This window comes from Pseudomonadota bacterium, from assembly GCA_030860485.1.
In the GTDB taxonomy this organism is placed as follows: domain Bacteria; phylum Pseudomonadota; class Gammaproteobacteria; order JACCXJ01; family JACCXJ01; genus JACCXJ01.
In genome coordinates, this window is record JALZID010000209.1 from 1 (window position 1) to 11,592 (window position 11,592).

The following is an 11,592-nucleotide window of genomic DNA, read 5'->3' on the forward strand; positions in this document are numbered from 1 at the left end:
CTCGGCAGCCAGTCATCCAACGATGGCGGCAGCAGGTAAGGGGTGTCACGATCACAGGGACGGAAATGGCTCATGCGCGCTCGCTCATCGGAACCCTGACCGATCCGATCCCCTCGCGCTTGAAAAGATCCACGCTAAGTCCGACAGGCTGCTAGACGATTCCCAGTGCCGCCGGCTGTTCGACCTGCCCGCCTCCGTAGGGCGCGCGTGCGCCGTGCCCGAACCGATCGCGGTGGCACTCGCTGAGACCCAAGGGCGAAGAGAACGTCAACTCCTCGAGGAGCTGGCCGGCCGCAACGGCCGCTGGTTCGATCTGGAGATGGACAAGCTCGATCGCTGGGCGGAGGATCGCCGCGCCTCGCTCAAGGCCACGCTTAACGAGCTGGACGAGGCGCTCAAGGCGGCGAAGAAAGCGGCGCGGCTCGCACCGACGCTGCCCGAAAAGCTCGAGCGCCAGCGGGAGGCGCGCGTGCTGGAGGGAAAACGCGACGACGCCTGGCGCGCTTTTGATGCGGCGAGCCGCGACATAGACCGGCAAAAAGTGCGTTCTTGGACGAGATCGGGCGGCGGCTGGAGCAGAAGCTGGAGCGAGAGCCTCTCTTCACCCTGCGCTGGCGCGTGACATGACGACGAACAAGAAGATGACCGAACACACCCGCGAACCCGAGAAGCTCGACCTGCGCTCGCACGACATCGCCGAGGAGAAGCGCCAGGAGCTCCTGCACCTTTTCCCGGAGATCCGCACCGGGGGCGGTAAGATCGACTTCGAGCGCTTGAAGCTCGTGCTCGGCGAGGCGGTGGACGTGGGCAAGGAGCGCTACGGCATGAACTGGCCGGGGAAGGCCGACTGCTTCAAGGCGATTCAGTCACCGAGTCTCGCCACGCTCCGCCCATGCCCTGAGGAGAGCATCGACTTCGACACGACCGAGAACCTGATTCTCGAGGGCGACAACCTGGAGGTGCTCAAGCTCCTGCAGAAGTCCTATCTGGGGAAGGTCAAGATGATCTACATCGACCCGCCCTACAACACGGGCAACGACTTCATCTACCCTGACGACTACAGCGAATCCTTGCGCACCTATCTCGAATACACCGGGCAGGTGGATGCGCAGGGGAAGAAATTCAGCACCAACACCGAAGCCGACGGCCGCTTCCACTCGAAGTGGTTGAACATGATGTACCCGCGGTTGTACCTCGCGCAGAATCTGCTGCGGGACGATGGCTTCATCCTCGTTTCGATCAACGATGTGGAGCTGCACAGCCTTCGTTTCATGCTCAATGACATCTTCGGCGAAGAGAATTGGCTCGGTACCCTCGTATGGAAGGGCGCAACGGACAACAACCCGACAAGAATCGCCGTAGAACACGAGTACTTAGTCTGCTATGGCCGGGACAAGGATGCGGTTCCGGCAGTGTGGACCAACCAATCTGACGATGCCAAGGTCACCATGCTTTCCGAGTACGAGCGCTTACGACATAAACTAGGCGGTAACGTCGCAGCCATTCAAGCTGACTTCCGGAGGTTTGTCCGTGACAACGCCGAGTCACTGGTCCCGTTGACGCATTACAACCGTGTTGATGAACGAGGCCCGTACACGGGTAGCAGGAAGGTTCACAATCCCAAGCCCGGCGGTTACAAGTACGACGTTGTACATCCACTGACACAGAAGGTGTGTGTACCACCGGCCAACGGCTATCGCTTTCCGAAGGCAACGATGGACTCCCTTATCGCCGAAGAGCGCATTTTGTTTGGTGAAGACGAGACCCAGATCATCCAGATTAAGGAGTACCTCAAGGACTTCGAGGGAAAGTTATCAAGTGTCATAACTCTTGATAGCCGCGCAGGCGCTAACGAGATGGAGGCACTGTTTGGCGACAGGAAGGTATTCCCGCACCCGAAGCCAAGCATCCTTGTGCGCGAGGTCGCCGACTTTTGTTTACACGATTCTGATTTCGTTCTAGATTTTTTCGCGGGTTCCGGTACCACCGCCCATTTCGTCCTTGACCTGAACAAGCAGGACGGTGGCAACCGCAAGTTTATCCTCGTTCAGCTCCCGGAGCCCACGGATCGAGCGGACTATCGGACCATCGCCGACATCTGCAAGGAGCGCGTCCGCCGCGTCATAAAAAAGCTGAATGACGCGGATGGCGCTGCAAATAGCCCCGTCATACCCGCGAAAGCGGGTATCCAGGATCCGGTTCAAATATCCCTGTCACTGGATTCCGGCCAATCCATGGCCGGAATGACGGGGGCGGAAAGACACAATAAGCAAGACCGTGGCTTCCGCGTCTTCAAGCTCGATGAGTCGAGCTTCAAGACCTGGGAGGCGGATCAGGCAAAGGATGCAGAGGGCCTCGCCCGGCAGCTCGAGCTGCATGTGGAACATATCCGCGAAGGGCGCACAGCGGATGACCTGCTCTACGAGATCCTACTCAAGAGCGGCTTCCCGCTCACGACGCCCGTCAAAAGGCTCACGCTTGCCGGCAAGACAGTCTATGGCGTCTCCGGCGGAGCGATGCTGATCTGCCTCGAAAGCGAGCTGACGCTGGAAGCGATCCGCGCGATGGCTTCGATGCAGCCCGAGCGCGTGGTATGCCTCGACTCGAGCTTCGCCGGCAACGACCCACTCAAAGCCAACGCCGTGCAGATCTTCAAGACCAAGGGCGTCACGAGCTTCAAGACGGTGTGAGGACCCCGCCTATGCCCATAGTCAGCAGATTTCTGGGAATCGTCATTTCCATGTACTGGAACGACCACTCCCCACCGCACTTCCACGCCAAATACGGCAGCTACGAGATCGAGGTAGGCATCGAAACGGGCATAGTTGAGGGCAAGTTCCCACGGAGAGCGCTACAGCATGTGCTGGAGTGGTATGAAGTTCATAAGCAAGAATTACTAGACGATTGGCTTCTGTGCCGCGAGGGCAAACCGCCCAAGCGCATCGCGCCGCTGGAGTAGGTTTCATGATTCTGCATGTCGTGAACGCGAAATATCTCAAGGACTATGAGGTCGAAGTGGCCTTCAATGACGGTCGGAAGGGCGTAGCTGACCTGTCGGATAGCCTGTGCGGACCCATGTTCGAGCCGCTGCGCGACAAGCGACTCTTTGCCCAGCTCAGGGTGGACGAGGAGCTCCAGACTATAGCCTGGCCGAACGGTGCAGACCTTGCGCCCGAATATGTCTACTTTCGGGCATTTCACGAGGACCGAGATCTTCAGGACCAGTTCAAACAGTGGGGATATTTGACCTGAGAGATGAAACTCCAGTTCGACCCCAACCAGCCCTTCCAGCTCGACGCCGTGGCCGCCGTTACCCATCTCTTCGACGGCCAGCCGCAGGGCGTACCGGAGTACGCCGTCATCAATCTGGGGGCGATGGAGGGGCTTTTCGCCGGGCAGGAGCGCACCGAGCTCGGCGTTGGCAACCGCCTGCTGCTCGCCGAGGACAAGCTGCGCGCGAACCTGAGGATGGTCCAGACTCGCAACGACATCGAGGTCACGGACTTGGCCGCCGGGCTGGAGGCTTGGGAGCTCTTCGACGCGCCTGCGAACCAGCCACGCCGCTGCCCGCATTTTTCGGTGGAGATGGAGACCGGAACGGGCAAAACCTATGTCTATCTGCGCACGATCTTCGAGCTGTCGCGGCGTTACGGCTTCCAGAAGTTTATCATCGTCGTCCCGAGCGTCGCTATCCGCGAAGGGGTGCTCAAGAATATCGAGATCACCGCCCAGCACTTCCGTGCGCTCTACACCAACCTATCCTTTGAGCACTTCGTCTACGACGCGAAGAAGGTGAACCGCCTGCGGCAGTTCGCCACCAGCAACACGCTGCAGATCCTCGTCATCAACATCGATGCCTTTCGCAAGAATTTCACCGGTACCGAGGAAGAGCAGAAGAGCAACGTAATCTACAAGGAGAGCGAACAAGCTATCGGGGCGCCAGCCAATCGAGTTCGTACAGGCGGCGCGCCCTATCGTGATCATCGACGAGCCGCAGAGCGTGGATGCGACCGGCAAAGCGCAGGAGGCGGTCCGCGCGCTGAATCCGCTCTGCACACTACGGTATTCAGCCACGCACCGTAATCCCTACAACCTCGTTTACCGGCTCGATCCGGTACGTGCCTTCGAGCTGAAGCTCGTGAAGCAGATCGTGGTGGCGAGCGCGGCGGCGGAGGCGGCGGCCAACGACGCCTTCGTCCGCCTCGAGCAGATCGACTACAAGAAGGGGATCAAGGCGAACCTCCGCATCCATGTGCAGACGCCCGACGGGCCGAAAGAGAAACCGGTCACGGTGAAACAGGGCGTTGACCTGTTCATGCGTTCCAACGAGCGGGCCGCCTACCGCAGCGGGTTCGAGGTGGCCGAGATCAGCGCGGAGCCCGGGAATGAGTACCTGCGATTCTCGAATGGCCGCACGCTGCGCCTTGGCGAGGAGATCGGCGGCCTGCGCGAGGACGTCGGGCGGGTGCAGATCAAGCACACGGTGAAAAAGCACCTGGAGAAGGAACTCCAGGTCAGGGCGCGGGGCATCAAAGTGCTGTCGCTCTTTTTCATCGACCGCGTGGCGAACTACCGCGACTACGATGTAGACGGCCGGCCCGTGAAGGGCAAGTTCGCGGTCACGTTCGAGGAAGCGCTGGCGGAGTTCGCCCGGGACGAGCGCTACCGCGAGCTGACGTGGCTCGGCGAGACCGTCGAGCGGCTGCATGACGGCTACTTCGCGCAGGACAGGAAGGGGGTGCTCAAGGACACGCGTGGCGACACCCAGGCGGATGACGAGGTTTACAACCTCATCATGAAGGATAAGGAGCGGTTGCTGTCGCTCGATGAGCCGCTACGTTTCATCTTTAGCCACTCGGCGCTGCGCGAAGGCTGGGACAACCCCAATGTCTTCCAGATCTGCACGCTGAATGATACGAAAAGCGCCGTGAAAAAGCGGCAGGAAATCGGCCGCGGCCTGCGCCTACCGGTGGATCAGGACGGCGTGCGAGTGTTCGATGAGTCGGTGAACAAGCTGTACGTGATGGCCAACGAGAGCTACGAGGACTTCGCTCGTGCGCTTCAGACGGAGTATGAGCAGGATTGCGGCGTCACGTTCGGCAAGGTCTCATTCACGGCGCTGGTCAAGCTAACGCGCATCGTCGACGGCGTGGAACAGTCGATCGGGCGGGAGGCCGCGGAGGCGATTCGCGCCGCTCTGGTCGAACAAAACATGCTCGATGCCGAGGAACGCATCCAGCCGGCGTTCGACCCGAAGCGTAAGGGTTTCAAGCTTGAATTGCCCGAAGCGCAGGGCGATCTTGTCCCCGCCGTCGTGGATCTCTTGGCGGCGTACCAAATCGAGCGCCATATCCGACGTGACCGTGACGAAGGCGTGAACCCACTGAAGAAGGAGGTGATCCTCACGCCGCAGTTCCAAGCGCTCTGGGACCGGATCAAGCCCAAGACCACATACCGAGTGGAGTTCGAGACGAATGTCTTGGTGCGGCGCGCGGTGGCGGCGATCCGGGCGATGGAGAAGATCGAAACGCCCCGCATCCGTGTCGCGACCGGGCAGGTGGACGTCCGCAAGGGTGGCGTGACGACGCGGGCCATGCAGGTCGCCGAGGAGCGGCCCGACTACGGCGTGCGCGTCCTACCGGACATCCTCGCCTACCTCCAGAACGAAACTGAGCTCACTCGATCCACGCTGGCACGCATTCTTCGCGGATCTGGACGGCTGGCGGACGTATTCGTGAATCCCCAGCGCTTCCTCGACCAAACGGCGGCCATTCTCAAGCACGAGCTGCATCGCCTGCTCGTGGACGGCATCAAGTACGAGCGCCTCGATGGTAGCGGGCCCGATACGGAATGGGAGATGCTGCTCTTCAAGAACGAGGAGCTCGTCAACTACTTGAACGCGTTACAGGTGCAGAAGTCGGTCTACGAGTACGTGGTTTACGACTCGGAGGTGGAACGCGAGTTCGCGAAGAAGCTCGACGAGCGCGACGACATCAAGCTGTTCGTGAAGCTGCCGGGCTGGTTCGAGGTCGAAACGCCGGTGGGCAAATACAACCCCGACTGGGCGATTCTCAAACATGATGGCACGGCGCTATACCTGGTGCGCGAGACAAAGGGCACGCGGGACTTTCTCAAGCTGCGAACGGTCGAGGCGGATAAGGTGCGTTGCGGCCAAAAGCACTTCGAGACCCTCGGTGTTCCCTTCGCAGTCGCTGTATCCGCCGACGAAGTCTAATCGCCGATCCGTCGTGATCGCCGACGAGGCGCATCGCAGTCCGGCCTCCTACAACGGGATGCTGCTCTCATACGAGGTGGCCGCTCAGGTCGTGCATTCTTCCACGGCACGAGCGATTTTCCCGTGCGAGTCAGTGACCGCCGTCGATCCGCAGCCCCACAACCCGGCCAAGTAACGGGTAATCGTGGCGGCTTCGACCTGCCTCGCGGTGAGGCCGATATGGCCGTCGGCGCAGCAGAAAAAAGGCGGGGCTCGGGATGTGAGCACGGCCTAACTCCCGGTCGTTCGAGCGCACGGTCGTGCGCCCCTCCGCGACGCGCGTGCCCCTGCTCGCGAGCGGGTCGGCATCGTGCCCCGTCGAGAGGCCGCAGCTCACAGGCCCGTCGATCGCAGCGAGCGTATCGCCCCGGCCAGCTCGCCTGCCATCTGGGCGAGCGCCCGGCCATGGGCGGCGGCCAAGGCTTCGTGGTCGGCGCCTCGCGCCGGCTCGGAGACAAAGGACCGGCCGGTGCGGGCCCTGCCGCCCAGTGCGGCGCGCACGCTCCAGAGCGCCTCGATAACGACACTTTCACCCAAGGTGGATTCGAAGCGTTGGATATCGATCGCGATCCGGTAATCGGCGTCGAGGCTCGCGCTCTGATCCGCGGTCGCGATGCGAGCCGTGCCGAGCGCCCGCCGCAAATGCACTGCGAGCACACGCGGGATCTCGCTCTTGAGCGGCTCGGCCCAGCGGTGCAACTCGGAAAGCTCGACCCGGTTGGTGCCGGCGCGCACCACCATCTGGGGGCGATCCACGCCCTCGGGCACGCTCACCGGAGCGATGGCAACGCTGTAGTTCGAGCGGGCGGCGGCGACATCGCCGATCGTGAGATCGCCCAGGGTGTAATCGCCCAAGGTGGAATCACCCAGGGTGTAATCGCCCAGGGTATAATCGCTCAGTGTGTAGAAGTATTCCTTCGGCGGCGTGCCGCAGCCCACGGCCAAGAGCGCCAGCGACAGGCCGATCCACGCGCGACGGCCCGTCATGGCCGGCCCTCCTGCTTACCCCGGATCAGCGATTCCGGATGGCGTTCGAGAAAATCGCTTAGATTACGGAGCGCCTCGGTCGCGCGCCGGACCTCGCGCAGCGTCTCCCGCACATCGGTCTGCACGGGTGCGTCCGCCGCCAATAAACCATGCTCCGCGGTGGCGAGCGTCTGGCGTGCCTGCCCGAGGGTCGCGTGCAACTCGGGCGCGATCCCGGTGCCGAGGTCCTTAACCAGCTTGTCCGCCGCCTGGAGCAATGGATCGAGCCTCACCAGGGCCCTGTGGACGTCGTCGCCGATCTGTTCGAACGGTACTCGCTCGAGCTGGGTCACGATACTCTCGAGCATGGTCTGCAACTCCTCGAAGGTCCCCGGCATGGTCGGGATCTGGAGCGGCGTGCGTGTCGTATCGAGGGTGATCTTCGGGGCATTGGGGAAGAAATCCAATGCCACGTAGCGCTGGCCCGTCAACAGATTCCCGCTGCGCAACTGGCCGCGCAGGCCGCGATCGACATAGCGTCGTACACTCTCAACGAGGTCGCGAGCCGGGCTTACGGGATTCAGCAAGCGGGCCCGCAGGCGATCGGGGTAGATACGGATCTCTACCGGGCTGTGGATCTCCATCGTGGTGGGATGGATTTCGAGACCGATCGCGGTCACCTCGCCGATGGTGAGGCCGCGGAAATCGACCGCCGCCCCGACCGATAACCCGCGCACCGACTCATCGAACAGGAGCAGATAGGTTTCCGCGACCGTGTCCGGGTGCTCGAACGCCTCGCCCTGGTTGGCGAACAGCGTGAACCGGGTGTTGGGCTCCGAAGGCGGACCCGGCTCGACATCGGGTGGGGTCTGGAAGGCGATGCCGCCGAGCAGGATGGAGGTCAGTGACTGCGTCTGGACCCGGAACCCGCCGGCATCGAGCGCCACATCCACGCCGCTGGCGTTCCAGAAGCGGGTGTCGGCGGTGACGAAGCGGTCGTAAGGGGCACGCACGAAGATGCGGAACGATACCTCCGTGCCGTCCTTTGCCAGCTTGAACCCGATGACCTCACCGACCTGTAGGCGGCGGAAATACACGGGAGATCCGATCTCGAGCGAACCCAGCTCGTCGGCGCGCAGGACGAACTGCCGGCCGGGCCGATCGCCGGTGACGATGGGCGCGGTTTCGAGACCCTTGAAACTGCGCCGCGACTTACTGGCCTTGCCCGGATCGATGCCGACATAGGACCCGGACAGGAGTGTCCCGAGGCCGGACACCTGGCCCCCGGCGACTCTTGGCCGCACCACCCAGAAACGCGTGTCCTCGACCAGGAACGACTCGGCCTGTTTGCTGAGCTCTGCCGTGGCGACGACGGTCTTGCGGTCCTCGCCGAGAACGACCTCGGTGACCAGGCCGATGTCGACCTCTTTGTATTTTATCCTGGTCTTGCCGGCCTCCAGGCCCTCGGCGGTCTTGAACCTGACGGTGATGGTCGGCCCGCGCTCGATGAATGCCTGGACGGCCAGCCAGGCGCCGATGACGGCCGCCACGATGGGCACGATCCAGACGAGTTGCAGCGAGCCGCGCTTCTTTGTCTTCGCGACGGCTTCGGGGAGATCGGCCAGATCCGGAATGGGCGTTTCGTCAGCCACGGCGTTCCTCGATCGGGTCCCAGATCAGCCGCGGATCGAAGGTCTCTGCGGCAAACATGGTGAGCACCACGACGGCACCGAAGGCGATCGCGCCCGGACCGGCCCGGATGGTCGCGAACGCCTGGAACTGCACCAGCGCGGCCAGGATCGCGGCCACGAAGATGTCGAGCATCGACCACCGGCCGATGAACGCAACGATCCGGAAGATGCGCGCGCGCCGCTCCGGCGCCCACGTGGCGCGGCGTTGAACGGATACGGTGAGAACGGTGAGGGCACCGAGCTTCGCGAGCGGCACCACGATGCTCGCGAAGAAGATGAGCGCCGCGAGCGGCCATGAGCCCGTGACGACGAGGAACACGACACCGCTCATGATGGTGTCGGTCTGCGCGCCGAACAGCGAACCGGTTTCCATCACCGGCAGGACATTGGCCGGGATATAGAGGAGATAAGCCGAGATCAACAGCGCGGAGGTGCGCGCCACGCTGGCGGGCTTGCGCGGGTGCAGCCGCGCGCCGCAGCGCCTGCACATCGAGGCGTGCGTTTGGGCGGTCGAACGGTGCAAGAGACCGCAGGCGTGACACGCGAGGAGACCGAATCGAGCGGCGCTGATGGCCCTCACGGCAATGCCCGCACCCGCGCCCAGATGCTCTGGGCATCGAAGGACGCCGCCGTCGCGCACAGGAGCAGCATGAGCGCGGCGAACGACCAAAGCGCCACACCGATGTGCACGCTGGCGAGATGGGCGAGCTTCACCAGCGACACCAGCATGCCGAGCAGGAACACCTCGACCATCCCCCAGGGCTTGACCGCCTGGATCAGGCGTAACAGCGCCGGCACCCCGGGCGGGAGCCGCCCGAACTTGAGCGGCACCAACAGGTAGAGCAGGGTGGCGAGATCGATCGCCGGTATCAGGATGGTGGTCACGAACACCAGCGCCGCGACCGCGCTCATGCCCGTCGCGTGCAGGGCCTGCACCGTACCGAACACCGTCGTCGAGGTGTGGTTGCCCTGGGAATCGAGGCCCAGGATCGGGAAGGTGTTGGCGATCACGAAGAGCGTCGCGGCCGCGAGCGCATAGGCGAGGGTGCGATCGAGGCTGTCGGGGACCTTCCGGTACAGCAGCGCGTCACAGCGCGGGCAGCGCGCCGTCCCACCCTCGGAAAGCACGACCGCGCGCTGGAGCAGGTCGCACTCCCGACAGGCGACCAGGCTCTGCGTCGAAAAAAATGGTCGCGAGCGCAACGGCTTTTTCACAAGCGCTCACTGTACCATGCGGGGGGATCGGGACAAGCCGCGGCGTCATCCCGGGCACCCCGACGCCCGCCCATCCCTTTTGCGTGACCGCTAGATCCACTACCCTAAGACGTACCGCATGAGCGCCCCTGCCCACCGCCCATCCCCGCCGCCCCGGCGCGCGGTCGCCGTCTGGCTCTTTCTCGTATGCGCGGCGATCGCCGTCATGGTGGTCCTGGGCGGGGTGACCCGGCTCGCGCACGCGGGCCTGTCCATCGTCGAGTGGCGCCCGGTCACGGGGGTCCTGCCGCCTCGGTCCGATGCGCAATGGGAAGAGGCGTTTGCCGCCTACCGGCAGTTCCCGGAATACCAGAAGCTCAAGCGCGGCATGGACCTCTCCCAATTCAAATCCATCTACTGGCTCGAATACCTGCACCGCCTGGGGGGGCGACTCATCGGCGTACTGTTCCTCCTGCCCTTCCTGTGGTTTCTCATCAGGGGCACGATCTCCGGGGCGCTCGCCGTGCAGCTCGTCGGGATGTTCCTGCTCGGCGGCGCGCAGGGGGTGCTCGGGTGGTATATGGTGAAGAGCGGGTTGGCCGACCGCCCCGATGTCAGCGCCTACCGCCTGACCGCGCACCTCGGCCTCGCGCTCCTGATTTATGGCTATGGCCTGTGGCTGGCCATGGGGTTATTGGGCGCCGGAACAGAACACGAGGCCTCCGGGCGCCTGCGCACCTTCGTTGCCGCACTCATTGGTCTCGTCGGCATCACCATCCTCTCGGGCGGGTTCGTCGCGGGGCTGGATGCGGGGTTCGCCTATAACACCTTTCCGCTCATGGGCGGGCAACTGGTGCCTGAAGGGCTCTGGCTCCTCGAGCCTGTCTATCGCAACTTCTTCGAGAACCCGGTGACCGCACAGTTCGGTCATCGGGTGCTCGCGATACTGACGCTAGTCCTCATCGCGGTGTTTTGGTTTCGCGCCGGGTCCGAGCCGCTCCCGGCTCGCGCCCGCCTGGCCTGTCGGGGCCTCCTCGGTGCCGCCCTGCTTCAAGTGGGGCTCGGGATCGCGACGCTCATCCTGGTCGTGCCGCTCCCCCTCGCAGCCGCCCACCAGGCGGGTGCCGTGCTGCTCTGGACGGCTGCGCTCTGGACCGCCGCGGAGCTCGGGGGGCGTTCCAGCGCGTAGGACAGCGGGCGCTGTCCTCCAAGAGCGTCGAGAGATCACGGCCCGGCACACTTCCGCTGTAGGATCGAACATAGTAGGATGCCAGGTATAGTACGCACGGTCACAAATCGCCCTTTACTTGATCCCCTCGCCCTAGCCCTCTCCCCGAGAGCTGGTCTTTACCCACAAGTTGATCGAGCACAAAGGGTCGGCGACATTTACGAGCAGGCGACATAGGGGCTCTCAGTGGTAGAGATCGTAGGCGAACTCGATGTCGGCCAGGCGTGCCATGCCGCGCC

Annotated in this window: 12 protein-coding genes; 8 read left to right on the plus strand and 4 right to left on the minus strand. The window is 63.3% G+C overall.

What is annotated here, in order from left to right; all coding sequences use genetic code 11:
* The 7 genes from M3461_12310 to M3461_12340 all read left to right on the plus strand — a co-directional run.
* Window positions 1-622, plus strand: a 622-nt coding sequence (locus tag M3461_12310; GenBank protein MDQ3775073.1) for a hypothetical protein, incomplete at its 5' end; no start/stop codon positions are given.
* A 160-nt stretch (window positions 623-782) separates the two neighbouring features.
* Window positions 783-2,690 (plus strand): site-specific DNA-methyltransferase, encoded by a 1,908-nt coding sequence (locus M3461_12315; GenBank protein ID MDQ3775074.1) that lies wholly within the window; start codon window positions 783-785, stop codon window positions 2,688-2,690.
* Window positions 2,691-2,701: 11 nt separating this feature from the next.
* Entirely contained in the window at window positions 2,702-2,959 is a 258-nt protein-coding gene (locus M3461_12320; protein MDQ3775075.1) for a DUF4160 domain-containing protein, read from the plus strand.
* Window positions 2,960-2,964: 5 nt separating this feature from the next.
* The gene (locus M3461_12325) at window positions 2,965-3,252 is read left to right on the plus strand and encodes a DUF2442 domain-containing protein (protein MDQ3775076.1); all 288 of its coding nucleotides are present in this window, start codon (window positions 2,965-2,967) and stop codon (window positions 3,250-3,252) included.
* Between the two features lie 3 nt (window positions 3,253-3,255).
* Complete coding sequence (locus M3461_12330) at window positions 3,256-4,083, plus strand: DEAD/DEAH box helicase family protein (GenBank protein MDQ3775077.1); 828 nt, start codon at window positions 3,256-3,258, stop codon at window positions 4,081-4,083.
* Window positions 3,977-6,235, plus strand: coding sequence for a type III restriction endonuclease subunit R (locus M3461_12335; protein ID MDQ3775078.1), 2,259 nt, complete (start codon window positions 3,977-3,979; stop codon window positions 6,233-6,235). Before M3461_12330 ends, M3461_12335 begins: the two co-directional genes overlap by 107 nt.
* Window positions 6,236-6,248: 13 nt before the next feature.
* The gene (locus M3461_12340) at window positions 6,249-6,410 is read left to right on the plus strand and encodes a hypothetical protein (GenBank protein MDQ3775079.1); all 162 of its coding nucleotides are present in this window, start codon (window positions 6,249-6,251) and stop codon (window positions 6,408-6,410) included.
* Between the two features lie 197 nt (window positions 6,411-6,607).
* Here the strand turns inward: M3461_12340 and M3461_12345 are convergent, their stop codons facing one another.
* The 4 genes from M3461_12345 to M3461_12360 are packed head-to-tail and all read right to left on the minus strand — an operon-like array spanning window position 6,608 to window position 10,146.
* A complete protein-coding gene (locus tag M3461_12345) occupies window positions 6,608-7,261 on the minus strand; it encodes a PqiC family protein (GenBank protein ID MDQ3775080.1) in 654 nt (217 codons plus the stop codon).
* The gene (locus M3461_12350) at window positions 7,258-8,892 is read right to left on the minus strand and encodes an MlaD family protein (protein ID MDQ3775081.1); all 1,635 of its coding nucleotides are present in this window, start codon (window positions 8,890-8,892) and stop codon (window positions 7,258-7,260) included. The genes M3461_12345 and M3461_12350 overlap by 4 nt, the downstream gene beginning before the upstream one ends.
* The gene (locus tag M3461_12355) at window positions 8,885-9,511 is read right to left on the minus strand and encodes a paraquat-inducible protein A (protein ID MDQ3775082.1); all 627 of its coding nucleotides are present in this window, start codon (window positions 9,509-9,511) and stop codon (window positions 8,885-8,887) included. Before M3461_12355 ends, M3461_12350 begins: the two co-directional genes overlap by 8 nt.
* Complete coding sequence (locus tag M3461_12360) at window positions 9,508-10,146, minus strand: paraquat-inducible protein A (GenBank protein MDQ3775083.1); 639 nt, start codon at window positions 10,144-10,146, stop codon at window positions 9,508-9,510. Before M3461_12360 ends, M3461_12355 begins: the two co-directional genes overlap by 4 nt.
* Window positions 10,147-10,264: 118 nt before the next feature.
* Here M3461_12360 and M3461_12365 point away from each other — a divergent pair, with 118 nt between their 5' ends.
* A complete protein-coding gene (locus M3461_12365; protein MDQ3775084.1) occupies window positions 10,265-11,314 on the plus strand; it encodes a COX15/CtaA family protein in 1,050 nt (349 codons plus the stop codon).
* Window positions 11,315-11,592 lie beyond the last annotated feature (278 nt).

Coding starts and splice junctions, on each gene's coding strand:
- M3461_12320 (MDQ3775075.1), top strand. CDS start 2,702: ATGCCCATAGTCAGCAGATTTCTGGGAATCGTCATTTCCATGTACTGG.
- M3461_12325 (MDQ3775076.1), top strand. CDS start 2,965: ATGATTCTGCATGTCGTGAACGCGAAATATCTCAAGGACTATGAGGTC.
- M3461_12330 (MDQ3775077.1), top strand. CDS start 3,256: ATGAAACTCCAGTTCGACCCCAACCAGCCCTTCCAGCTCGACGCCGTG.
- M3461_12345 (MDQ3775080.1), bottom strand. CDS start 7,261: ATGACGGGCCGTCGCGCGTGGATCGGCCTGTCGCTGGCGCTCTTGGCC.
- M3461_12365 (MDQ3775084.1), top strand. CDS start 10,265: ATGAGCGCCCCTGCCCACCGCCCATCCCCGCCGCCCCGGCGCGCGGTC.